This window comes from Aeromonas sp. 96A (genome assembly GCF_051919165.1).
Classification (GTDB): domain Bacteria; phylum Pseudomonadota; class Gammaproteobacteria; order Enterobacterales; family Aeromonadaceae; genus Aeromonas; species Aeromonas veronii.
Map to the genome: position 1 here is coordinate 3,156,654 of NZ_JBQBFE010000001.1, position 24,613 is coordinate 3,181,266.

The 24,613-nt window shown below is 57.0% G+C and carries 21 protein-coding genes and 1 tRNA gene; 14 read left to right on the forward strand and 8 right to left on the reverse strand.

Annotated elements, in window-relative coordinates; all coding sequences use genetic code 11:
• Positions 1-22: 22 nt before the first annotated feature.
• Both ACTG2W_RS14535 and pepA read right to left on the reverse strand, forming a co-directional pair.
• Positions 23-478, reverse strand: a complete 456-nt coding sequence (locus ACTG2W_RS14535; protein WP_040068777.1) for a DNA polymerase III subunit chi — start codon at positions 476-478, stop codon at positions 23-25.
• A 174-nt stretch (positions 479-652) separates the two neighbouring features.
• A complete protein-coding gene (pepA, locus tag ACTG2W_RS14540) occupies positions 653-2,161 on the reverse strand; it encodes a leucyl aminopeptidase (RefSeq protein ID WP_005336423.1) in 1,509 nt (502 codons plus the stop codon).
• A 172-nt stretch (positions 2,162-2,333) separates the two neighbouring features.
• Between pepA and lptF the strand changes: the two genes are divergently transcribed.
• Together lptF and lptG are read left to right on the forward strand one after the other, a co-directional pair.
• Positions 2,334-3,446 carry an LPS export ABC transporter permease LptF gene (gene lptF / locus ACTG2W_RS14545; RefSeq protein WP_005356742.1) on the forward strand — a complete coding sequence of 371 codons (1,113 nt, stop codon included), beginning with the start codon at positions 2,334-2,336 and terminating at the stop codon, positions 3,444-3,446.
• 25 nt (positions 3,447-3,471) lie between these two features.
• Entirely contained in the window at positions 3,472-4,542 is a 1,071-nt protein-coding gene (gene lptG / locus ACTG2W_RS14550) for an LPS export ABC transporter permease LptG (RefSeq protein WP_106843441.1), read from the forward strand.
• 74 nt (positions 4,543-4,616) lie between these two features.
• On the opposite strand, the gene ACTG2W_RS14555 is transcribed toward lptG, so the two are convergent.
• Positions 4,617-5,150, reverse strand: coding sequence for an RDD family protein (locus tag ACTG2W_RS14555; protein WP_162628446.1), 534 nt, complete (start codon positions 5,148-5,150; stop codon positions 4,617-4,619).
• Between the two features lie 143 nt (positions 5,151-5,293).
• On the opposite strand from ACTG2W_RS14555, the gene ACTG2W_RS14560 reads away from it, so the two are divergent.
• From ACTG2W_RS14560 to ACTG2W_RS14615, 12 genes are all read left to right on the forward strand, one after another.
• Positions 5,294-5,379 (forward strand) — tRNA-Leu (locus tag ACTG2W_RS14560).
• 262 nt (positions 5,380-5,641) lie between these two features.
• Entirely contained in the window at positions 5,642-6,850 is a 1,209-nt protein-coding gene (locus ACTG2W_RS14565) for a tyrosine-type recombinase/integrase (RefSeq protein WP_106843442.1), read from the forward strand.
• 86 nt (positions 6,851-6,936) lie between these two features.
• Positions 6,937-7,971 carry a hypothetical protein gene (locus tag ACTG2W_RS14570; RefSeq protein ID WP_106843443.1) on the forward strand — a complete coding sequence of 345 codons (1,035 nt, stop codon included), beginning with the start codon at positions 6,937-6,939 and terminating at the stop codon, positions 7,969-7,971.
• A 109-nt stretch (positions 7,972-8,080) separates the two neighbouring features.
• Positions 8,081-8,290 (forward strand): helix-turn-helix transcriptional regulator, encoded by a 210-nt coding sequence (locus tag ACTG2W_RS14575; RefSeq protein ID WP_226031354.1) that lies wholly within the window; start codon positions 8,081-8,083, stop codon positions 8,288-8,290.
• Positions 8,291-8,790: 500 nt separating this feature from the next.
• Positions 8,791-8,997 carry a hypothetical protein gene (locus tag ACTG2W_RS14580; protein WP_146142120.1) on the forward strand — a complete coding sequence of 69 codons (207 nt, stop codon included), beginning with the start codon at positions 8,791-8,793 and terminating at the stop codon, positions 8,995-8,997.
• Positions 8,994-9,353 (forward strand): hypothetical protein, encoded by a 360-nt coding sequence (locus ACTG2W_RS14585; protein WP_106843445.1) that lies wholly within the window; start codon positions 8,994-8,996, stop codon positions 9,351-9,353. Before ACTG2W_RS14580 ends, ACTG2W_RS14585 begins: the two co-directional genes overlap by 4 nt.
• The gene (locus tag ACTG2W_RS14590) at positions 9,350-9,604 is read left to right on the forward strand and encodes a hypothetical protein (protein ID WP_106843446.1); all 255 of its coding nucleotides are present in this window, start codon (positions 9,350-9,352) and stop codon (positions 9,602-9,604) included. Before ACTG2W_RS14585 ends, ACTG2W_RS14590 begins: the two co-directional genes overlap by 4 nt.
• The gene (locus ACTG2W_RS14595) at positions 9,601-12,405 is read left to right on the forward strand and encodes a DUF927 domain-containing protein (protein WP_106843447.1); all 2,805 of its coding nucleotides are present in this window, start codon (positions 9,601-9,603) and stop codon (positions 12,403-12,405) included. The genes ACTG2W_RS14590 and ACTG2W_RS14595 overlap by 4 nt, the downstream gene beginning before the upstream one ends.
• A gap of 954 nt (positions 12,406-13,359) precedes the next feature.
• The gene (locus ACTG2W_RS14600; protein ID WP_235657008.1) at positions 13,360-14,355 is read left to right on the forward strand and encodes a hypothetical protein; all 996 of its coding nucleotides are present in this window, start codon (positions 13,360-13,362) and stop codon (positions 14,353-14,355) included.
• A 344-nt stretch (positions 14,356-14,699) separates the two neighbouring features.
• Entirely contained in the window at positions 14,700-14,948 is a 249-nt protein-coding gene (locus ACTG2W_RS14605; protein ID WP_440016314.1) for a helix-turn-helix transcriptional regulator, read from the forward strand.
• A 311-nt stretch (positions 14,949-15,259) separates the two neighbouring features.
• Complete coding sequence (locus ACTG2W_RS14610) at positions 15,260-15,574, forward strand: hypothetical protein (protein ID WP_106843450.1); 315 nt, start codon at positions 15,260-15,262, stop codon at positions 15,572-15,574.
• 25 nt (positions 15,575-15,599) lie between these two features.
• Entirely contained in the window at positions 15,600-16,421 is an 822-nt protein-coding gene (locus ACTG2W_RS14615; protein ID WP_106843451.1) for a hypothetical protein, read from the forward strand.
• 944 nt (positions 16,422-17,365) lie between these two features.
• Here the strand turns inward: ACTG2W_RS14615 and ACTG2W_RS14620 are convergent.
• The 5 genes from ACTG2W_RS14620 to yjeM all read right to left on the reverse strand — a co-directional run bounded on the left by ACTG2W_RS14620 (position 17,366) and on the right by yjeM (position 24,288).
• On the reverse strand, positions 17,366-18,031 hold the full coding sequence (locus tag ACTG2W_RS14620) for a PepSY-associated TM helix domain-containing protein (protein WP_337441961.1): 666 nt from the start codon (positions 18,029-18,031) through the stop codon (positions 17,366-17,368).
• Positions 18,032-18,052: 21 nt separating this feature from the next.
• Positions 18,053-20,095 (reverse strand): TonB-dependent receptor, encoded by a 2,043-nt coding sequence (locus ACTG2W_RS14625; protein WP_106843453.1) that lies wholly within the window; start codon positions 20,093-20,095, stop codon positions 18,053-18,055.
• Positions 20,096-20,389: 294 nt separating this feature from the next.
• Positions 20,390-21,427, reverse strand: coding sequence for an acyltransferase (locus ACTG2W_RS14630; protein WP_106843454.1), 1,038 nt, complete (start codon positions 21,425-21,427; stop codon positions 20,390-20,392).
• Positions 21,428-21,650: 223 nt separating this feature from the next.
• A complete protein-coding gene (gene pbpG / locus ACTG2W_RS14635; RefSeq protein ID WP_139428262.1) occupies positions 21,651-22,562 on the reverse strand; it encodes a D-alanyl-D-alanine endopeptidase in 912 nt (303 codons plus the stop codon).
• A gap of 259 nt (positions 22,563-22,821) precedes the next feature.
• Positions 22,822-24,288, reverse strand: a complete 1,467-nt coding sequence (gene yjeM / locus ACTG2W_RS14640; RefSeq protein WP_274160654.1) for a glutamate/gamma-aminobutyrate family transporter YjeM — start codon at positions 24,286-24,288, stop codon at positions 22,822-22,824.
• Positions 24,289-24,613 lie beyond the last annotated feature (325 nt).

The window sequence follows — 24,613 nt, forward strand, 5'->3', positions numbered from 1 at the left end:
TTTATGGATCAATTGGTTGCAGTCAGGGCTGCGCCGGATCCGGTGCGGCAAGGACGGGCTGATCCCTCATTTCGAGGGTATGGCCTGCCTGGCGATAGTGCTTGTAGCGCTCGCGGGCTTGCTGCTTTTGTGTTTCGTCAGTGGGGACAAAATCTACCACTTGAGCGAAGTGTCCTGCAAACAAAGGTGTCGCGGTGGCCAGATTGATGAGGCGGGCGTAGCGCCGTTTCGGTGGCTGATAGCCGATCTCCACCGGAGCCATGCCGCTTTCGCCTTGCAGCTGGTGCGGCACAAAGCGCTCCGGCGGCAGTTGCCACAACAGCTCGTCCAGACGCAGAGCCTGGGCCTCATCGTTGCAGAACAGGTAGATATGGCCCGCGCCCCACGACTCGGCCGCAAGAGTGCAGGCCAGTCGCTCGACCGCAGAGGCCTGCGCGTCATCCTGTTCGCTCATCAGATAAAAGGTCACTTGGCTCATCAGGTTGATCCCGTTTTGCGGTGACGGACTGTTGACCGCCTAATGAGGCTGACGGGGCGTTTCCCGTCCGCAGCTCACTGATTCAAGAATGAAACAAGGAAGAGGCGGGCCTCTTCCTTGTGGTTCAGGGTAACGCCAACCCTTTTGATGCACGCATCAGAAGGGATGATAAAGTTACTCTTTCTCTTCGATATCCACGCCAGCCCGGTTCAGCAGGAACTGGGTCAGCAGGGGCACCGGACGACCGGTAGAGCCTTTATCCTTGCCACTCTTCCAGGCGGTCCCGGCGATATCCAGGTGAGCCCAGTTGTACTTCTTGGTGAAGCGTGACAGGAAGGCGGCTGCGGTGATGGTGCCGGCCGGACGACCGCCGATGTTGGCCATGTCGGCGAACGGGCTATCGATCTGCTCCTGATACTCGTCGAACAACGGCAGACGCCAGGCGCGATCTCCCGCCTGCTCGGAGGCGTTGAGCAGCTCGTGGGCCAGCGGGTTGTGGTTGGCCAGCAGACCCGAGGTGTGGTGGCCCAGTGCGATGACGCAGGCACCGGTCAGGGTCGCCACGTCGATCACGGTTTCCGGATCGAAGCGGTCCACATAGGTCAGCGCATCACACAGCACCAGACGACCTTCCGCATCGGTGTTGAGCACTTCGATGGTCTGGCCGGACATGGAGGTGAGAATGTCACCCGGACGATAGGCGTTGCCACCCGGCATGTTCTCGCAGCCTGCCAGCACGCCGATGACGTTGATCGGCAGTTGCAGCTGGGCCAGCGCATGCATGGTACCGAGCACGGAGGCAGCGCCACCCATGTCGTACTTCATCTCGTCCATGCCGTCAGCAGGCTTGATGGAGATGCCGCCGGAGTCAAAGGTCAGACCCTTGCCGACCAGCACGATGGGCTTGGCATCCGGATGACCCTTGTATTCGATGATGGCCATCATGGCTTCGTTGTCGGAGCCGCGAGCCACGGCCAGATAGGAGTTCATGCCGAGTTCGGCCATCTCCTGCTCGCCCACCACCTTGGTGGTGATGTTGTCGTAGGCATCTGCCAGACGACGGGCCTGGGAGGCCAGATAGGCCGGGTTGCAGACGTTGGGCGGCATGTTCGCCACGTCGCGGCAGACCCGCACACCCTTGGCCACGGCCAGACCGTGAGCGATGGCTTTTTCACCAATGGTCAGTTCCCGACGCGTCGGCACGTTGAATACCAGCTTGCGCAGCGGGCGACGTGGCTCGGCCTTGTTGGTCTTGAACTGATCAAAGCTGTAGAGGCCCGCCTTGGTGGTTTCTACCGCCTGGCGCACCTTCCAATAGGTATCCCGACCCTTGACGTGCAGCTCGGTGAGGAAGCAGACCGCTTCCATGGAGCCGGTTTCGTTCAGGGTGGTGATGGTCTTGTTGATGATCTGCTTGTACTGGCGTTCGTCGAGTTCCCGCTCCTTGCCGCATCCGACCAGCAGTACGCGCTCGCTGAGCACGCCCGGTACTTGATGCAGCAGCAGCATCTGGCCTGGTTTCCCTTCCAGGTCGCCACGGCGCAGCAGCGAACTGATATAGCCATCGCTGATCTTGTCCAGTTGTTCGGCAACCGGAGAGAGGCGACGAGGCTCAAATACGCCGACTACGACGCAGGCGCTCCGTTGCTTCTCTGGACTGCCACTCTTTACACTGAACTCCATGGAATCTCCTACATCCTAAAGACAAAAGGCACCTTTTATTGAATAATGCGGTGCTTGTTGGGGTATCAGAGGCGGAGCGAACAGCCACAGGCTCCGCAGTTCAAACTGGTAAAAATCCAATATACGGCCCTATTTTTCAGGCATTCGACTAAAAACACAAGTTTACTTGGGAATGACTGTGATCGTTTTCCGATATTTGTTCAGGGAAACCCTGAAAACCCAGCTGGCAGTGTTATTCGTATTGCTGCTTATCTTTGTCAGCCAACAATTTATCAAGATCATCGGTGACGCCGCCGATGGCGAGGTGCCGACACGTCTGGTCTCCACCCTGCTGCTGCTCAACTTGCCCAATATGGCGTTGTTGATGCTGCCTATCAGTCTCTTTTTAGCCATTTTGTTTGCCCATGGTCGCCTCTACGCCGAAAGCGAGATGACGGTGATGCATGCGGTCGGCTTCAGCCACCGTTTCGTGATGCGCAGCGCCATGTTGCTGGCCTTGCTGACGGCGGTGGTCGCGGCGTTCAACACTGGCTGGATCGCCCCGCAGGCCAAGGAGCGCGAGTATCAGGTGATCGACGAGTTCAAGTCGGATCCGGGTATCTCCTTCCTGCAGGCTGGCCGCTTTATGGAGCTCGACAAGGGGCGTCTGGTTGCCTATATCCAGGATTTGAACGACAACGGCTCAAAACTGCAAAAGATCTTCGTGCTGCAGCGGGCGGAGGGGAATAATCCTCCCTCGGTGGTGGTGGCGACCGAAGGGGTGGTGACGGTCGACGAGAACGGTCTGCAGTGGCTGACCCTGATGGATGGTTCCCGCTACGAAGGGAACTTCTCCGGCAAGCAGTTCCAGATCTCCGATTTTCGCGAATATGGTCTGGTGATCCGCCAGCAAGAGATGGAGCGTTCCAACCGCAAGGCGGCGGCCAAGCCGACCATGGAACTGTTCGGTACCCAGGACAACGCCATGATGGCGGAATTGCAGTGGCGTATCTCGCTGCCCCTCTCCATTCCGGTGCTCACCCTGCTGGTGGTACCGCTGGCGCGGGTCAACCCCCGTCAGGGGCGCTACGCCAAGCTGTTGCCGGCCATCATGCTCTATCTCTCCTACTTCCTGCTGCTCAGCGCCGCCCGTTCGGCCATCGACAGCGGTCGGCTGCCCTACTGGCCGGGGATGTTCCTGGTGCCGCTCGGTTACCTGCTGTTTATCGGCCTGCCCCTCAATCTGCAGGGCACCAGCTGGTGGAACGGGGTGAAAGGGCGCTATTTCAACAGAAAATCAGCATGATGCTGCAACATAGGAACTTCTGCTGATGTTTGGCATTCTCGATAGATATATCGGTAGGGTCATCTTTATGTCGATCCTGCTGTGTGAAATCACGCTGGTTGGTCTGGCGGCGCTCATCAAGTATGTGGAGCAGCTCAAGTCGGTCGGTGACGGCAACTACGACATGATCAATGCCCTCTACTATGTGCTGCTCTCCATGCCCAAGGAGGCGGTGCTCTTCTTCCCGCTGGCCGCGCTGCTGGGTGGCCTGATTGGTCTGGGTCAGCTGGCGACCAGCTCCGAGCTGGTGGTGATGCAGGCGGCGGGTCGCTCCAAGATCAGTATTGTAATGGCGGCGCTCAAGACGGCGATCCCGCTGATGATCATGGTGGGGCTGATGGGGGAATATGTGGCCCCCATCGCCAAGCGGATAGCTGATGACATCAAGGCGGGCGCGCTCTCCGAAGGTCGTCTGACGGTTTCCGCCTACGGGGTGTGGGCTCGCGATGGCAACAACTTCGTCAATATCAACGGGGTGCGTAACGATGGTGCACTCACCGGCATCACCCTCTATCGCTTCACCCCCGAGCGCAAGCTGATCGACGTGGTGCAGGCGCAGGAGGGGGTGTTCGAGCGCCACCACTGGCTGCTCAAGCAGACTCAGGTTACCCGCTTCGACGACCCGGCGCAGATCCGCAGCGAACAGCATGACAAGATGGAGTGGAGCTCGGAGTTGACGCCCAAACAGCTGGGGGTGGTGAGTATCGACCCCGAGAACCTCTCGGTCTCCGGTCTGCTCGACTACATCGGCTATCTCGATGCCAACAAGCAGGATGCCGGTCGCTACAAGCTGGAGATGTGGCGCAAATTGCTGTCACCGCTCTCGGTGGTGGCGATGATCCTGCTGGCCTCCTCCTTCATCTTTGGCCCGCTACGCTCGGTGAGCATGGGGGCGCGGATGCTGATGGGGATCATGACCGGCTTCGCCGTCTACGTGAGTGATCGGGTGTTTGGCCCCATCAGTCTGGTCTATGCGGTACCGCCCATTCTGGCGGCTATCGCGCCCAGCCTGCTGTTTGGCGGTATCTCCTTCTACATCCTCAGCCGCAAGCAGTAATCCGCACGAGGTTATGAGGAAATGCAAAGAGGGCACCTGTTGGTGCCCTCTTTCGTTATTGCATTGATCCGGGATTACTTGTTCAACAATTCCAGATTTGCCTCTTTGCTCAGCACGATCACTTCGCACTCGGCCCAGATATCCTGAAACGCCCGCGGGCGCTGGCGGTTGAACAGGCACATCAGGTTGCCCAGACCAAAGGCGGCAGTGGCGAGACGGATCAGCGCCTGGGTAACGCGGATGTGGCTGCCATCTTCGTTCTGAATGCGCAGCCGCCAGGCGCGCATGCCGACGGTCTGGCCAGCGCGGGTCCAGAACCAGGTGTAGAAACCACAGATGACGAAGGCGAGCCACAGGGTGTAGATCAGGCTTAGGTGGTGGCGGGTCAGCAACCAGACGGTATCTTCACCCGCCGGTACGCTGGCCATGCCGGTGACCAGCAACAGCTTGGCGACACCCATGCCGATAAAGCCGGCGATGATCAGCAGCGAAGTCACCACCAGCGCATCATAGATCAGGGCGCCGAGGCGACGCAGCAGACCCGCTGACGGGTATGGCTGAGTGGCGGGAGAGGGGGATTTTTGTTGGACTTTTTTAGGCTTGGCCATCGTTTTTATTCCATTAAGATGATGGCGGCATTCTATGTAACTGGCCCCGCATCGGCAAGGCGTTGAATAAATGAACAAACGGGAGTGTTCAATCGAAAAACACCTTGCATGGCATCGCGCCATTCGTATAATCCCTCGCAGTTGCCCGGGTGGCGAAATCGGTAGACGCAGCGGATTCAAAATCCGCCGGTGAATAACCGTGTCGGTTCGAGTCCGACCCCGGGCACCATTATTGAATTTCATGTCGTATCATGACATGGCTAGAACCCGCATAGCTTAAGGCTGTGCGGGTTTTTTGTTATGTCCTGTCGTATCATATAGCCCCATAACATACCCCCATTGTTGGGGGTACATCTGGGGGTATCAGTCCAGATGGGGGTAAAAAGTACCCCCACAGGTCACCATCCCGTGCCGTTCCTGGCCCGCCGAGTGTCCATCTTTTGTCCCCAGCATGTGATAAGTACCCCCAAGTTGAGACGGGAGACCCCCCCATGCCGCTATCCGATATCACCGCCCGGCAGGCCAAATACACTGGCAAGCCTCAGAAGCTCTCTGATGAGAAGGGGTTGTTCCTGCTGGTCAACCAGTCCGGTAAATATTGGCGGCTCAAGTATCGCCACGGCGGCAAAGAGAAGACGCTGGCTTTAGGGGTCTATCCCGAGGTGTCACTGAAAGAGGCGCGAGCCAAACGAGATGAGGCTCGTCGACTGATTGCTGAAGGTGTGGATCCGGGCTTAGTCAAAAAGCAGAGCAAGATCGCCAACAAGCTGGCTAGCGAGAATAACTTCGAAGCACTGGCGCGGGAGTGGCACCAGAGCCAGCTTGCCCTGTGGAGTCCTGGCCACGCCACTCGGGTAATCGAATCTCTGGAAGTCGATGCCTTCCCTGACCTCGGGCTTGTCCCTGTTACCGAACTCACAGCCCCCATGATTCTGGAGGCCTTACGGAAAGTGGAGAAACGGGGCGCAACTGAAACAGCAGGACGGATACTGCAACGGATCAGTGCGATCATGCGCTACGCCATTCAGACTGGACGAGCCAGCTACAACCCGGCCCAAGACCTGAAAGGGGCACTCAAGGCCACCAAGCAGGAGCACAGACCCGCTTTGCCCCGTTCTGAGCTGCCAGAGTTCTTCCGACGTTTGGAAGCTGAGCCACTTAATCCGGCGACTCGTCTTGCCCTCCATCTGCTGATGTTGACCATGACCCGCCCTGGTGAAGTGCGCTTTGCCCGTTGGGATGAGTTCGATATGGAACGGGCAGAATGGCGGATCCCTGCTGCGCGGATGAAGATGCGAACCGAGCACCTTGTCCCCCTTTCTCGTCAGGCGTTAGCCGTGCTCGATGAGCTGCGCCAGCTGACAGGCCACTGTGAGTTGCTGTTCCCGAGTGAGCGCAAGCTGACCAATCCCATGAGTGAGAACACCTTGAGCTATGCAATGGGGCGGATGGGTTATAAAGGGATCGCTACACCGCACGGATTCAGGGCATTAGCCTCTACCACCTTGAACGAGGAAGGCTTTGATCCGGATGTGATAGAGCGCCAGCTTGCCCACGCCGAACGCAACAAGGTGCGGGCAGCCTATCACCGGGCCGAGTACCTGGACGACAGGCGCAAGCTGTTGCAATGGCTGGCTGATTTCTATGACTCGCAACGGGGTAGCAATGTGCTACCAGTGAATTTTAACCGAGTGGGTTAACGACTTTGTCGTGTCTGACACGAGAGAGCAAGCCGCTCGGGCCTTATCCGGCAATTTAGAACAAGGCAGCGTATAGAGGCAACATCATGACAAATGAAAGATTTATTCCTCTTGAGTATTGTACCCCTTCTCGTGCGGCAAGATTATTGGGCTGTGAACTTGAGGATATTTTTCACTGGTACGAGATTGGCGCTATTAAATTATTTTTGAAACTTGATGAAGATGGTGAATGGCCTTCTGGTGGGAGTGGATTTGTCTGTAACGACATATATTTTGATAACGATGTGCTTGGTAAGATATGTTATCAAGGTGAGCTCGGTACGGTTGATGTAGAATTCATTGGTGTTGGTAATGGAACTTTGCGTGGTCACGGTACTGACGTTATTTTTCTTCTTTCTGATGAGTTCAATACTGACGATTTAGATACGGATGAGATAAATAAATACAGTGATATTTGTGCTGGTTCTAATGCTGATGCCGGTGAAGAAGAACCTACAGCGGTAGAATATCATGACGTATGGATTAAATTGGATAAGTATGACCCGCCAATAATTAAAGAGAGCGATACACCAGCGGAAAGACAAGCTAAGCACGAGAGTATCAAAAAACTCGACTATATAAGCTATAGGGTTTGGGTTTCGGGTTTTCATGAGGTTGCAATCCCATACTCCTATCTGAGAGCTGGTTTTAAAAATGGGTTTGAAAATATAGTGATGGTCGACTCGATAAGTTTGAAAGTTAATATTGGTGGTAGTTGTATCTATTTAAATAAAGCTCACATTGAAGATTGTGAATCCCTTTTTAGGGTTTGCAATGATGATTTATTAAGAATGAAAGAGAGCATTGCTTCTGGAAATGCTCTCAATAAATATGCTCGTAATACTACAGCACCTCCTCATCAAAATATATATTCAGATATAGATGTCCCCGTACGAGTGACGGAAAGACAGAGCAATGCCATTGTGGACTTGTTGAAAGCCCTCGGTTATACCCCAGATGAGCTAAAAGGCAGTACAGAAGCGTTACAGCAAAAAATAACTCGTAACGGGCATAGCAAACAACTGAGTAGCCTGACAGCTAAAACTCTGAGAACTTGGCTAAGTAGAGGTGATGGTCGCTAAGGAAGTTATTCCATAACTTCCGGTAATTTTCTATAACTTCCCCACACATATCTCCTCTCATGGTTTGATAGCTCCTGACATCACAAGACACATCGAGGGCTATCAAATCATGTCATTACATGCATCATCTGAATTACCCAAGGAAGGTTTCGTAAGGGTCGGTACGCTGGCGAAATTGCTGGGGATCGCCGTGGTGACGGTTTGGCGTTGGACAGCTAACGGAAAATTACCCCAGCCGGTGAAATTGTCCGAGCGAGTGACAGCTTGGCGGGCTGAAGACATCCGGGATTGGATGAACGCCCAGGGTAAAGCGGCCTAGAGTGTGAACATTGCAGCAAAAGAAAGGGCTGCCTGAAATACAGTACAGCCCTGACCAATCCGCTGGCGCTTCATCGCATCATCACATGCTCGGCAAGCCAGCCAACCACCGACATTAGGATAACTCCGCTATGAACTTTTCACCATATGGGCGCACCTCCCAGGGCGAAGCCTTGCCCAAAATCCCCGGTAGGGCGTGCAAAATGATATTGCGTGACACGATCCGACACGGTACGATCTTATCCGTTGGGGCTACTAACCCCAACAGTACTACTTCCACGAGCGGTTACACGCAGCCGACAATTAGCGGTTTTTTTGTGCCTGCCATTTGGGTTACTACCCCAGGCAATCGCACAGATGAACTTCACATTCACGCCGATCACGGCGGGAGTGTACCCGCTTTTGCGGTATGGTTGAGAGGCCCCAATAAGCCCGAAAGGGTGAATAAGGCCCGCCTTCTCGTGGAGGTAGTTGACGCCATGCCGCATCCCGATTTGCAGCATGGCCGACTCACTAAACCACGAGAGAGTACAGGCCATGATCTACACCTTCCTGATCCAGCATTCCCGTGCCTGCCGTTTGGCAGACCTACGCCGTATCCGCACCATTTCCGCCGTTGCCAACAACGAAGCACAAGCTCGTTCTGCGCTGGCCGGTCTGCCCCTGGTGTTTTTGTCCCGCACCCCGAGCAAGGGGGCAGCAGCATGAAACAGCCCATTCGACCCCGTCAGGTTATCCAGGCTCAGGCCCTGTTTGATCAAGCCGCGTTGTTCACTTCTGCGCTGTGTAATGTCTGTAACGCCAATACCGAAACAATGCTCTATCTGGAGCTCTCTGAGCTGCTGCGCCCCTTACAAATACAGCTTGATGAGCTGGAGGTTGGGTGCGTGCGGACACCGCTAGCGGCGCCTTCTGAGCGGATCAATCGCTATGTCACCATGTTGCTCAAAGTGATTGAGGGAAATCAATCTCACACCGAGCCCTGTGAGCTCAGCGTATTGCTTGCACCGGTCATGGCCGAGTTTGAAGCTGTTGAGCTGGCCCAGCTCAGGGAGGGTGTATGACCTATTACGCCTGGGCTCCAGCGGCCCAACAACCCACGTTCATTGGCCCAGCCAACCCCAAGACCGGCAAACGTTCACAAGCGGGTACCCTGAGCGCCTTTGCCTGCCGTCAGCAGCGCGATGCCTTCATTGCCAGCACCAACGGTATGGCGAGGGTCGTTACTGCCACACAGGCACGCCAGCTGAAGGCTGGGTTGGATGAACGCGCTTTCAATGAGCTGGTGACCGTTCTGGTGGGGGGTGATGCATGAGCCAGGCAACATTCGTTTCTGACGTGGCCGCCGCGGCCTGTGGCCACTGGCCTGAACTGCTGGCAAATCTGGGGGTGACGGTGCCGCCACGTAAGCAGCATGGGCCTTGTCCGGCTTGTGGTGGGAAAGACCGCTTTCGGCTCGATGACAAGGGCGGGCGTGGTACCTGGATCTGTAGCCAGTGTGGCGCGGGTGACGGGCTGGATCTGATCCGCCGTGTAACCGGTAAGTTGCCGAAGGATGCTGCGGAACTGGTTGCAGGGGTACTTGGCTTTTCCCATGTTGTCATATCAGACGCTGACCGAGAGCAATTGCAGCAACAACAGCGGGCGCAGGCTGATGCAGAGCAACAACAGCAGCAGATTAAGCGCCAGAAAGCCGCCAGACGCGCCGCTGATATCCTGCGCGACTGCAAGCCTGGCCAGTCCCCTTATCTGGCACATAAACGCTTGAGCTGGCCCAGTGGGCTGTTGAATAGCACCCTGATCCGAGTGGGGGAAGAGGCGTTCCCCGCTGGCTCCTTGGTGGTACCGCTCTACAACGAGACCGGTGAACTGGTGAACGTACAGCTGATCCGCCATGACGGGGTGAGGCACTACCTTGCCGGTGGTCAGAAGCAGGCTGCCTGCCACCGGATCCCGGGCAGTGCCATGGTGGCGGTTTGCGAGGGTTATGCCACCGGTCTGAGCGTTCACCTCGCAACCGGGGCGACCGTCTATTGCGCCATGGATGCGGGTAACCTGCTGGCCATCGCTCAGGTGGTGAGGGGGACGGATGACCCCTTGCAACCGTGCCGGTTATGGATTGCCGCCGACAACGATGCCAACACCCCAGGCAATCCAGGCAAGACCAAAGCCGAGCAAGCAGCCGCGGCTGTGGGGGCCGTGGTCGCACTACCGCCCACAGCAGGCGACTGGAACGACTATCACCAGGCCAATGGGCTTGAAGAGACCAAGAGAGCCATCATGAGCCAGATTGAACAGACCCAGCAGCAAGGCGCCAGCCAGAAGGAAGGGCCGCGAGCCGAAGTGATCCCATTGCACTCTGTGCCAGATGTGCAAGGCGAGCAGGATCAACCAATTGATGGTGAGGAATTGCCTGAGGGCTATGAGATCCGGGACGGGATGCTCTACGTGCATGAATGGGTTGGCTCTGGACAAAACGGTAGGCAGGAGGAAACCCTGATTTCCCCTGAGCTTCGGGTGGTTGCCGAAACTTCTGATGAGGCGGGGTATGGCCAAGGGCGCTTGCTGGAGTGGCAGGATCGGGCTGGCCGTACGCGGCAATGGGCGATGCCGGTCAGCATGTTGGTCCACCGTGGTGGCCAAGAGGCGCTGGCGTCCTTACTCAATGGCGGCTTGCCCTTTGTGAACCTCAAGAAGCTCGACAAGTTGGCGATTTATCTGATGATGAGCCAACCCGAGCGGCGGGTGACCTGTGTCGAACGTACCGGCTGGCACGGCAAAGCCTATGTGCTGCCGGGTGGGGGAATCGGGCCGGATGCTGAGCAGGTGATCCTGCAATCGGCCGGCTATCTGAGTAGCGACTTCACCTGCTCGGGGTTGCTGGCCGACTGGCAGCGCCAGATCGCAGCTATGGCCGTGGGTAACTCCCGCCTGTGCTTCGCCTTGTCGCTGGCCTTCGCCGCCCCCCTGTTGTCACTGGTGGGGCTGGAAGGTGGTGGTTTCCACCTCAAGGGCGAGAGTACCGATGGCAAGTCCACCATCATGAAGGCTGCCGCCAGCATCTATGGCCAGCCCGATCGCTACTGTCACACCTGGCGGGCGACTGGCAACGCTATCGAGGGGATCGCCAGTCGGCGTAACGATGCCTTGTTGTGTCTGGACGAACTGGGCGAGTTGGACGGGCGGGAAGCTGGACAAGTGGCTTACATGCTGGCGAATGGCCAAGGCAAGGGGCGCAGCAAGCAGGATGGTGAGCTGAAAGAGCGCAAGGCGTGGCGGCTGCTGTTTCTCTCCACGGGTGAACTATCTCTAGAAGATCATGCTGCCGAAGCGGGTAAGCGTACTCAAGCTGGGATGGAAGTGCGTACCATCCAGATCCCGAGTAGCACCGGTAAGCACGGTGCGTTTGAGGAACTGCACAACCAACCAGACGGGCGCTCCTTTGCTGATGCCCTCAACGAGGCCTGTAAGCACGAATACGGCACCGCATTTCGGGCCTATATCGAGACCTTGGCAACAGGGCTGGATGCATACAAGGAGCGCCTGAAGGCGGAGATCAAGCGTCTGGCGGTCGAACTCACCCCCGCAGGGGCCGGTAATCAGGTCGGGCGGGCTATCAATCGCTTTGCCATAGTGGCCGCAGCGGGTGAGCTGGCCACTGAACTTGGGATCACCGGTTGGCCCCAGGGTGAAGCTACCCGTGCGGTACGGGTATGCCTCAAGGCGTGGTTGGATGAACGGGGGCATCTGGGCAACAAGGAAGACAAGGCAACCCTGGAGCAGGTGCGAGGCTTTGTGGTTGCGCATCAGAATAGCCGCTTTGCCGACTGGTTCGATCACACCCATCGTCCGGCCAATATGGTCGGCTATCGCAAGAAGGATACTGATGGCGTGAGCTTTATCGTGCTGCCCTCTGGTTGGAAAGAGATCACCATCGGTCGGGATCCCAAGCGGGTGGCCCAGCTTTGTTTGGAGGCGGGCTATCTGTTGCCCTCGAATGATGGAAAACGAGTCCAGCGCAAGATCCGTCTGAGGGATGGCAGCGCACCGGTCTGGATCTACATGCTGACCGAGAGAGTGCTAGCCGATGAGGCTGATGGGCCGGAAGACGAATAGCCAGCCAGAAGAAAATAAAGGGTCGCCATCGCGCGGCCCTTTACTTTTTCCAGATCCTCATGCTATTCGCGTATGTGCGCGCACAGGAAAGATTTAAGAAAAAGTATGGGAACAGTGGGAACAAGGTAGATAAATCACCTTCAAAGCCTTATCCAGCAAGTGATACCAATGTTCCCACGCTCACAGCATTTTGTGGGAACAGATTGGGAACAGTGGGAACAAGTCGAAAATGTTCCCAACCCCTGTTCCCTTTGTTCCCACCCCTTCCCGCGATTGTGGGAACAGAGAAACCCAGTCCTGGCGCGGGTTAGCGGGAAATGTTCCCATGTTCCCACTGTTCCCATCGTTTTTACATCACACATGCATGTGTGCGTGCGCGAATAACAAAAAGTGTGGCTGTTCGTCAACTCCTTTCTCTGGCTGGCCGTGTTTAGGGCTCGTTGTTTCCCTCCCAAGTTCTGCTGTTGCAAGCCGTGCCCGTGCCCCGCAGGGCCGACGCTTATGCCGAAGAGGACGAAGGACTCAAGCGCATAAGCCAAGTCGGTCACTATGCGTAAGTTTTCGCCCACTCATTTTCGCTTTTGGAGTAGCGTGGAATGAGAACAAGCAGGGGGAGGCTGGTCAGATATGGCGGGATATCAGTTTGCACACATTGACGGGTATGCACGACAAGGCGGGAAGACAAAGACGGGGCGGGAACTGTCAGCACAGCAGATAGCGGATGAGGCTGAGCGCAGACCCGGCGCCCATCCACATGTCAAAGACCCTAAGCCGCCGATCCAACGGTTTGGGGTAACGCCATCGGAGGCCGTACAGCAGGCCACCGCATGGGCGGAGCAGGCCGTAGACCCGCGAGGGCGTAAGCTGAGGATTGACGGACTGTGTTTAGGTGCTGGTGTGGTCAGTGTCCCGGAGAACCTGCCAGATGAGCTCTGGCCAGGGTATCGTGACGCCATGATCAGGTATCTGAAAACCAAGCATGGTGACAGGCTAAAATCGGTGGTCGAGCATAGTGATGAACGGCATCGACACATCCATTTTTACCTGGTCCCGCTGCCCGGCGAATCGTTCGGTGCGGTACATCCTGGTGTGGCTGCTGCGCGGGCCTCAGCTGCGCGAGGGGAGCGAAAGGGTCTGCAACGTCTCGCGTTCAATCAGGCCATGAGAGCTTGGCAGGACGAGATCCACACCGTGTCCGCAGACTTTGGGCTTGCCCGTCTCGGACCGGGTCGGCGGCGACTGCCGAGGGAGGTGTGGAACGCCGAACAGAGGGCGTTGTCTGCCCATGCTGCACTCATCGGGGCAACGCAGCCGAAAGGGCCAGCCATGGGGAAAATCAATCAGATCATCGCTATGCAAGAGGTTGAGCACCGAACCGGGTTGTTTGGACGGGGCGAGCCGCTCTACACAAAAGATCAGCTACTGGCCGCGACGAAGGCTGCTGCGCTGTATGGTGCCAGGCACAATGCATCCCAGCGTCAAGCCATGCTTGAAACAGTGCTCCTTCGTACTCCCGAGATCGACGCTGCCGAGACCAGATTGGCCGAACTGGCTGCCCATGAGGCAACGATAGCGCACCGGATAGTTGAGGCAACCGAGAGGGTTAAGGAGGCCGAGGAACAGGCTCAGGCACGCATAGAGGTGTCTTTGCTGAAGGTTAAGCAGGCCCAGGCAATAGCCATTCGAGCTGAACACTGGGCCAAGCAGACTGTCACAGCGGCTGAAGTGCGGATGAGAGGGATCTTGTCACCTATCTTGGCCGCATTTGCTGCGATTCTTCGAGATCCCAGGGCGATAGAGCCAAAGGCTGAAGCAGATACCGCGATTGCGGCGTTGGCGGAACTGCGCCCGCTCGCCACCGAGATCCAGCAAGCCCTCTATCCGGTTGCAAAGGCAGTCAAAAAAACCAACAAAGTTAACCAAGCACTCGGGCTTGACCTGCATCCATAGTGATCCGATCACCGATAACCCGATTTGGCTGCCCACCTCCCCAGTCCCGCCGCAATCTCTGACCCAGCCGGTGTATCTGACAGTGGATACACTGGCTGTCGCTCACATTTCGTTTGATACCACCGCATCATCGCTTATAGCCGGGATAGTGAAAACCGCCGTTGTATACGGCGGTTTTACAACAGCACTTGATCGCTTCCCTGCCTAAACCATTGCAACCTTCGTAAAGCAATCAACAGGATCATCCGTGGGTGTGTAGCGCCTCCACACACCCGGGCAAGGTCGCTGTATGCACCAGAGTCGTTGCAACATTCAAAGGCGTTAAAAACATCGAGGGATGCAAAATGTCAGATTCCGTATTTATCGAACGAAAAAGGCTAACGATCCTTATTGGATGCCGTCACGACACGATTGACCGCATGGTTGAACGTGGAGAATTACCGCGCCCAATTCGCCTCGGGCGCAATGGCCGGCACCGCTTCATTCGTGCCGAAATTGAACCTGCGTTAAAGCTGCATGGATCGATCTGGCGAAACTGGAAGCCGCCCATGCTGGAAGTGTTGTCTGATCATGCCAATCATCACGACACATGACCGAGGCGGGATCTTCCAGCCCGGCTCGACCTGGCTAACGATTTGCCAGGCTGTGTGTGGTGTATTGCACATAGCAGGACCGCTTTCTCCTGAACAGGCAAGACTGCTACTGACGATCTTCCGCAGTGAACTGGCGAAAGTCGCCCTACCGGCTCAATCCGAGGCTAAGTTAGACCCTTGGCACTACCTTACCGAACACACCTGTGGGGTGGTCGTCTTGAGTGCTTCAGGTCAAAACATCTTGCGACAGCAGCCTAATCGAACCGCCCAAACCCTCGTCAAGAACACCATCAACCACTGGAGAGAAAATCATGACCAAGCCGCTTAATCATGGCGCCATTTGCGGTCGTATTTTTGCCGCTATGCCCAAGCTGACTCTGCAACAGGAGGCCGTGTTGCTGGATAACCTGGATGGCATGACCAACAGCGAACTACGCGAATATGCCTCCAATGCCAGTGAGTTGGCAAAGACCCCGCTTCAACTGCGTGACGAAAAGATGCTGCTCAGTTTGTCGCAGCAGTTGGGGTCTGTATCCACTGGCCTGGCTGGCGTTATGAACTTCACGGCTGAAAACGTGGAACGCCTAACTAGTGACCTGAAACACCTGACCGAAACAGATTGCTGAATTGCCCCAGATTTGGAGACCGGAAATGAATAACATCACCGATTTAGTACAAGTAGCCCAACAAGCGCATCGTGAATATATGGGGTGGCATGAAGGCGAGCATCGGTTGCTGACCTGTATCAGCACCACACGTATCGATGAAATCAAACAGGATATCCAGAGGGGGCGTGAGCTTCGGCGAGCAGCGATCGCCCAGGGAAACACGAACAAAAAAGAGTATCGCCAGCTGTCTACTCATATCTCGTCACTTGAGAGTGAGTTGGCTGACATGGAGGTAGTTGCCGAAGAGTTAGAAGGCGGTGCATTTGAGCGCTCATGTTCTGGGCAGGCGTTGTGGCGCCAGCACCTTAAGCAACGTTCCGCTCTTGCACAAACCTATCTGGATGAATTGATCGCCAGTGATTTGGATGAAGCCCGAGAAGCCTTGGCTCCATTCTTGCCAATGCTGGCCAGATTAGTATCAAGAGGCAGACAGAAGGCGGCCATCGGTTCATTCTTGCAAGATGACACCAGTACTGTATTCACTCCAGCCGGCCTGATAGAGCCAGCAGAAGCACACCCGCTCGATATGGTGAAATCATTGGTGGATGAGTTGCTTGAGCCAATCTGGAGAGATACTGACCCGGAACTGGAGCCGGTGGTCATGGAAGAGATTAAGCGTATTCCGCCGAGCAATCTGATCCGTCTTGATTTGGTCGGCAGCCCATCAGCCAAATGTAGTGCTCGTGCAAAACAGGCCGTGCGCATGGATCAAACGGAAGAACCAAAATCTGCATTGCAGGCAAGCCGCGATAACTGGTCACCGGATGCAATGTTGGCCCGCAGCAAGAATTTGCGAGAGGCATGACTCCGGTTTTCGCACGCAGTGTGCATTGAGCCCGCCCCGCGCGGGCTTTTTTTCGCCCTCAAATATAAGAGCAGAGCCTCTTTGGCTACCAAAACACATAGAACTTCTTCGGGAGCAATTTGCTGCATGTAGACATTTCGACCTGACCCAGCACTGACTGCAATCCAGTTCGCCACATGACGGGCCTTTATTGGCTTGCACCAGAGCGCATGAGCAGCCCGCTGTTGATTCGACAGCGTTGATCGCCCATACCACGCGTAGACAATTGCACCTGTATCCTGAGTGGCTTGGAGAAGCCTACCGACCTTGGTCTGCACCGCTGGCGCGCAATCGATACCCCGCCTCGCCTGCCCGCTTTATGTGTTGAAAATCGTTCACATGACAGATTGGGCTCACACCGCGCCATATCTGGGGCGGGATAGCGAAAGTACCATCGAAATAATCCTTCAGAATCCTTCAAAATCTTTCACTTTCCGTCATGTCGATTTGGTGGCAGGGGAGTATTCATGAAAAACGAGGCTCAAACCGCGATTTTGAGCATGGTTGTATCTGTCTTGAGGGTTATACCGTACTTGGACTTGGCGTTGCGGAGTTCATATGAATTTTATGTCTGGGGGTACTTATGGGGGTATATGCGATCTTTTATGTGAATTTACACCATATAAATCATTACTTTATGCTCTAAATTCGATAGAGACCCCGGCACCATCAAATTCATGACAAAAGGCCATCAGCAATGATGGCCTTTTGTTTTTTAGCGTTCCTGAACATTGGAGCGTTACTGTTGAGCTGGCAGTACTTCCCGTTACCTCTTGGTATCCCTTCTCTTTTCCCTCTCTCCGTTATTTCCTTTTCTTGATATAGCCGCTGACGGCATCGCCGCCAGCTGACTGTTTCTATTGCTGTTTTTTCATGTCTTGCGGCGCTGAAACATGCTGGTTGCGCTATCCCAGCAGGGCAAACAGCAGGGTCCCGAGGGTACCTGCGAGCGTCAGCACGATGATGGCTCTGGGTGTGCCGTGCAGCTTGGTCCACATAAACAGGCTGGTGAGGGCGAGCAGCAGCAGGGCCAGGGCGGCGATATCGCCAAACAGCTGCCAGCCGAGGCCGGTGCCCATGCCGCGGTGCAGCCGGTTGAGGCTGGCGGCAAAGTTGGCCAGTTGCAGGTCGGTACGTACCAGCAGGGTACCCTCAACATAGCTGGCAGCCACGCTCTGGCTGAGGGTGACGCCGCGCATTTCCCACTTGGCGGGCAGGATGAGCAGGCCGTTCGGGGTGGGCAGGGTCTGGGCCGGGGTGATCATGGTTCGCCCGTCGGCAAAGGTATCGGGATAGCGCTGTTGCAGCAGGCTTTTCAGCTGCTCCGGGCTGGCGAGCGGCGCCTTGAGCACTATCTCTTCACTCGATTTTTCGGTGTGGGGGCCGGGGATGGGCAACACGGCACGGTGTTGCAGCCAGAGGCCGGTGATGCCGTACATCAGCATCAGGGCGAGGGTAAAAAAACCGGCCCAGGCATGGAGGCGGCGTACCCATTTGTTGTTGTGAAGGGGAACTCTTCTGCGTTTCATCGTGGTTGCTTCATAAAAAACTGGCCAGCAAGGGCTGGCCAGTCGGGGTGGTTGTCACAGAGATCAGAAACGGTAGGTACCGGTCAGGCTCAGCTGACGGGGTGTGCCCGGCATGATCTGGGTGGCACTGGTGGCGCTGACGAAGTACTCGTGGTCAGTCAGGTTCTCGGCGCTCAGCTCGGCTTCCCACTGCTGCCAGCGATAACCGGCGCGCGCATCGAAGCGGGCGTAACCGGGCAGTGTGGTGGTGTTGGCGTTGTCGGCGAAGCGATCGCCCACCGCCGTTACGCCGGTTTCACCGAACCAGCCCTGCTCGCCACTCTTGTAGCCGAGGTAGAACTGGCCATTCTGGCGGGAGACGTTCATCGGGCGCTTGCCCTGCAGATCCGCATCCGCCTTGACCTGCTCCGCATCCTGAATGGCAAAGCCGCCACGCAGATAGATCTCGTCGGTCAGCTCGGCGCGGGCGCTCAGTTCGACCCCTTCGGTACGCTGCAGGCCGGTGAGGATCACCTTGGTGGGATCCAGCGGATCCTTGGTGCGCTTGTTGTACATCTCCAGTCGATAGAGGGAGAGAGTGGTCGCCAGCTTGCCGTTCAGCCAGTCACTCTTCACACCACCTTCGTAGAGGCGGGTGTGCTGGGGTTCCAGCCCGTTGTTCTTGTCACCCGGGGTGATGCCGATCAGCTCGCCGCCCACCGGAGTGAAGGTCTTGCTGTAGGAGGTGTAGAAGGCGTGATCCTCGAGGGGATTCCACACCAGACCGAGGCGCGGGCTCAGGCTGTTGACCGAGACGCTCTCCTCCTTGTTGAGGTCGTAGCGGCGACTGGTGACGGTGAAGTCGTCACGGCGCAGCCCGCCAACCAGATGCCAGTCACCCAGGCTGAGCTGATCCTGCAGATAGAGACCATTGCCGCGCACCTTGTGTTTGGCGTCGCTGGAGAGCTTCATGGCGCCATTGTAAGTAGGCAGTGAGCCCGGATCGTAGAGGTTGCCGGACGGGATGGCGGTGGCATTCTGGTAGAGCTTGGGTGTGCGCTCCTGCCAGTTCTGCTCGAAGCCAACCAGCAGGCGATGTTCCACCGGGCCGGTCTGGAACAGACCCTCGGCCTCGGTGTTGCTGATCAGGTTCTTCGCTTTCAGATCCTGCTGCCAGCGGGAGCGGGTCACCTTATCCCCTTTGACGCTGGTGACATAGGTGTTGTCAAACTGGCTGTCGAGGGTGGAGTAACCGAGCTGCTGGCGCAACTGCCACTGATCGTTGATATCCCAGGAGAGGCGGGAGCGGGTGGATTGCGCCACGTCATCGATGAAGTCGCGGCTGGTATCGCTGTAGACATACTCTCGCGGCACATCGGCCGGACGGCCATTGACCCCGGGAATGCCGCGATCCGGGGTGCGGTCATGTTCGTTGCGCTCGTACTGCACCAGCCAGTTGAGGTTGTCGCTGATCTCCCAGTTGGCGGAGGGGGCCAGCAGGGTGCGCTTGCTCTTCACGCCGTTGCGGAAGCTATCTTTGTCCTCTTGCGCCATGTTGAGGCGCAGTTGCACCTGCTCACTCGCCTCGCCATTGAGGTCGGCGGTTAGCCGCTGGCTGTCAAAGCTGCCGACCCGGGCGGTGACGCTGGACTCCTGCCCTTTTTGCGGTTTTTTGCTGATGCGGTTGATGATGCCGCCGCTGCTACCACGTCCGTAGAGTACTGCTGCCGGGCCCTTTAGCACTTCTACCCGTTCGATATTGCCGAGATCCCGGGTGTACTGCATGTCGTCGCGGAACCCGTCGAGATAGAAGTCGTTGCTGGCGCTGAAGCCGCGGATATTGACTCCATCGAAGCGGGTATCACCGCTGGCGTTGACACCGGGAATGCCGCTCAGGGCTTCACTCAGCGTCGGTTGGCCGAAGGCGGTCAGCTCGCTGACCTTGACGCTGTCGATGGTCTGCGGAACCAGCTTGGCTGGCGTATTGGTACGGGTTGCGGTGGCAACTTCCTGATGCTGGGATCGTTTGCCAACCACTGTCATGGTTTCATCGGCGGCCTGGGCTGTGAAGCCGGTGCCCAGCAGTGCCAGCGAGACCAGCGTTCTGCGAAAGTGAGGGTGCTGCATATTCAATATTGACTCTTTGGATGTCGACCTGACGGCTCGAACATATTGATTTAATTATAATTAGCCTGACCCGCTTAAGCGGGATGCCAATGATATTGATTTTCATTTGTCTGGCAAGGTGAAAATAGAGGGGGGCTGTGGTGGCAGGTTTTACGGTTGGGGAAGCGCGGCTGAAAAGTAGAACCATTGCAGCAAACTGCGGTAATGAAGCGAGAGCAAAAAGGGCGTAGCGGAAGAGAAAGGGGCTAAACGTGAGGAGGTATCCGGCCCGATAGGACGGGCCGGATACCGGACTCAGCGAGTACGCAGCAGTCGGCGGGCGAGGGGCAGGGCCGCCATCAGGCGATAGGCCAGCAGAGACGATCCCAGCAGCAGCGGCACTTTGGCAATCTCCCACAGGATGGATGCGCCCTGCGGGCCGAACACGAAGAGCCAGACCACCAGCATCATGTGCAGGCAGTAGATCCCGAGCACTTTGGGGGCCTGGCGCTCAAGCCAGCTGCCCTTGCCCCACTCGGGGTTGGCCAGCAGCAGGCCAAACAGGCCGATAGCCCAGGGAAGGGAGCCGAGCAGGAAGTCGTGGCGGGTGAGCGGCACTGCGGCAAAGTGCTGCAGTGCCCAGGCTTCACAGCCATAGAGCGCCACGCCCGCCAGCAGCAGTTGCCAGCCGGTGCGGGCATCGGGCAGCCACTGACGCTGGCGCAGCAGGGCACCAAGCGCCACAAACAGCAGGGAGAAGAAGGGGCCGTTACGGGTGAGCAGTGGCCACTCGGCGCCCAGCAGCGGCTTGGCATAGGAGCCCCCCAGCAGCGCCAGCAGGTAGAGGCCAAGACCCAGCCAGATGGCGAGTGATGGTCTGCCAAGCCGGTAACAGAGTGCCAGCAGGGCCACCGCCATGATCAGGGCTGGCAGGAACCAGAGGTGGATCATGCCGCCCACCAGCCAGCCATTGAGGGGGTCGCCGAGCTGGAATTGCCACTGCCCGCGCAGGGAGGCCAGATAGCCGTGCTGTACGGCATCCAGCGGATTGAACGGCACCAGCAGGTAGACCAGACTCCATACCAGCCAGAGCAGCAGCAAGGGGCGGCAGTAGCGCCAGGCAACGGTCAGCGGCGCTTCGTGGCTCAGTCTCGGTTGCAGAAAGTAACCGGCACAAAGGAAAAACAGCGGCACGGCAAAGCGGCATGACTGGTTGATGGTGCCGCTCAGCCAGAGCCAGGATCCACTTCCCCACAGGGTGGGATTGAAGGGATGGGCGAAGGGGGATACGTGAATGGTCATCACGGCCAGAATGGCCAGTACCCGCCCGCACTCGATACTGGAAATACGCATGGTGGCTCGTCGTTACAGGGGTTGTGATGGCACGCTAAAATTCTTGCTGCCAGGTTACAACCAATTGATTCTATTAGTGTGATTCACGCTGTTGAGTAGTTACGTTTTGTAACTGGATGGCGGAAGGTGTTACCTGTAGCGGGAACTGGATCCCATTTTTTGGGCGCGCTCACGCAGATAAAAAAAGCGAGGCGGGCGCCTCGCTTGGTTGGGGATCTCGAGCTTACTGGTGAGTCAGCATGCTGCTCTGGTTGGCTGCCAAGGTGGTTCTGCCCGAGCTCTCCAGCCATGTTTTGATCCGCTTGGCATCGGCGACCCGATCGTTGGTGGTTTCGGCATTGAGCAGCACCATGATCACCGGCTCACGATTGACCTTGGTGCCCAGCACCAGACAGCGTCCCGCTTCGCGGATATAGCCGGTCTTGGAGAGAGTGAACTCCCATTGCCCTTCGCGGATCAGCCGGTTGGAGTTGAGGTAGTGCAGCTGACGTTTGTTGGTGCGCACATAACTCTGCTCGTCGGTGGAGTACTGGCGGATCAGCGGATAGGAGGCGGCTGCGGCGGCGAGTTTGGCGAGATCCTGCGCGGTGGAGACATTGCGCGGGTTGAGCCCTGTGCTGTCGGCGTAGCGGGTATTCCACATCCCCAGCATGCGGGCTTTGGCGTTCATCGCCTCGACGAAGGCACGCTGGCCGCCGGGATAGTGGCGGGCCAGTGCCGAGGCGGCGCGGTTTTCAGAGGACATCAGGGCGATATGGAGCATTTCGGCGCGGCTGAGCCTGGAACCGATGGCCAGGCGCGAGCCGGTTCCCTTGATGCGGTCGATGTCGGCATTGGTCACGGTGAGCATTTCATTCAGGCGCAGGTTGGCATCCAGCACCACCAGCGCCGTCATCAGCTTGGTGAGGGAGGCGATGGGCATTACCCGGTTGCCGTTGCGCTCGGAGATCACCTCGCCGGTTCTGTGGTTGGCCACCACGAAGGCAGCCGAGCTGAGGTTAGGCACATCCCGTCGCTCGAGAAAGCCGCTGCTGCTCTTGCTGTTGGCGGAAAAGGGGTTGGCATGGGCACTGTCCATAGTGGCCGGCAGCATTACTGCGCCAAGCAACAGGGGAAGGAGGGAACGCATCATCATGATCAGCTCTACCGGACGAAATACAGGGATATCTCGCTAAGTTATATGTCGTGAACTGGCGCTTCACAATCATTCTCACCTTGATATTGATAATTTACGGCGTTGAGCGCGCTCTGGCGGCGAGGAGAACGTAAAAAGGGTCTCCATAGAGTCTTTTCTGCATTAACAATATGGGCTGGTCGTGATGGCGAGCGGAAGCCGGCGCTAAAAAAAATCGGGACCAGAACAGTCCCGATTGGCATGGAGCATTGCTTACCGTTTAGTGGGCATCTTCCTGCATGATCTTGAAGCGCATGGCGATCACCACGAACAGCAGCGGGCCAATGATGGTCCAGACGCCGGTGGAGATATCGCCGGAGATAAAGGGGGCGACCACGGTAAAGACGTTGCCGAAGGCGACCAGGATCAGGCTGATGATGGTGGCCAGCAGTACCGAGCCCGCGCTCTTGAAGAAGATCAGGTCCTTGCCCAGCGCCGGGTTGTTGCGATAGCGATACCAGGCGTAGATGAGGAACATGTAGGGCAGGGTCATGCCGACGTTGGTCATGGTGATGATCAGCTCATAGAGGGCGGCGGCCCCTTCCGGGTTGATCAGGGTAAAGATGGATTTGGCGGCAATGAACAGACAGACCACCCAGGCTTGCACCTTGAGGGCTTCAATCCGCACGCCATTCTCGTTCTCGCGCTGGAAACGCTCCGGCCAGAAGTAACTCGGGGTGCCGGTGATGAACTGGCGCAGTGGCGCGTATGAGAGGGCGATAAAGGCGCCCAGATAGCTCAGGAACATGCCAAGGCCAGCAAAGCGCATGAACACCTGTCCCAGCCACTCGCCACCGAGATGGCGCCCCAGCTCCAGCATGATGATGAAGAGGGCGGAGAGAGAGGTGATCCCCTCGGCCGGGAAGTCGCTCCAGCGCATGATTGAGCCGACCGCCAGAAAGCCGATGATGTAGCAGAGTACGATGAAGGCGCCGGAGAGGAAGATGCCGCGCTTGAGGTCGCGCTCGGGATCTTCCAGCTCGTCAGCCACCCCGGCCATCGCCTCGACCCCGCCGTAGGCGAAGATGGCGAATACCATAAAGCCGAGGAAGGGGATGATGTCGTTGAAAGCGGCATTGGGAGACGCCGTCAGCGATGCCTGGGTGAAGGGCTCCTGCAGAGTCATGCCGCTCACCGCGAAGGTGAAGACGCCACCGACCAGCAGCAACACGTTGAGTGCCACCACGGAGAGACCGCCGATGGCCGCCACTTTGGCGAAGCGGGCGCTACCCAGGGTGATGAGCTTGGTGACGATGGCAACCAGTGCGATGGCGACCACTCCCAGAATAAAGGGGCCGAAGTCGATACCGGTGCCCAGGGTGACCGGGATGACGGTGATGTCGCGGCCAAACAGCATGAAGGAGAGGGGCACCCACATGGAGAGCGCCTTGCCAAACATCCAGATGACGTAGGAGGCGAACCACATGGTCAGACCGATAAAGGCGAATCGGGTCGAGACCGAGTGGCGCATCCAGGTAAAGATACCGCCCGCCTCTTTGCGAAAGCCGGTACCAAACTCAATCATCATCAAAATGAACGGGATGAAGAAAAACAGACCGCCGATCACGAACATCGGAATGGCGGCATATCCCATTCGGTAAAAACCGATCCCGATATTAGTGACGCCAAATACCGATGTTAATATCATCAATATAAAGGCACCCAACTTCAGCTTTTTTGCCGACATATTAAAAACTCCCTGATGGTGCTGGATTTAAAATAATCAAAAATTAAACAGACGAAACCGAACCCATTAATAACGCGGTAGCGCCATGCCATCCTGCTGTGGCGGGCGCGATCGGGTCATCTCTGACCGGGCTGGCTTACCCGTCAGGCGGTCAATGAATGTATGGGCGGAGCGGCATGGTCTGTGCCATGCGCGGTATTGGTCAGCGTTGCCGAAAATTAACTGTGAACGATTTTATCATTAATGCTGCTGGGCAGGTAAGTTTTCCGAATGAAGCTGTGGTTGAAATAAACAGACCTGCCAGTTAATTGATACGTTGCGGATG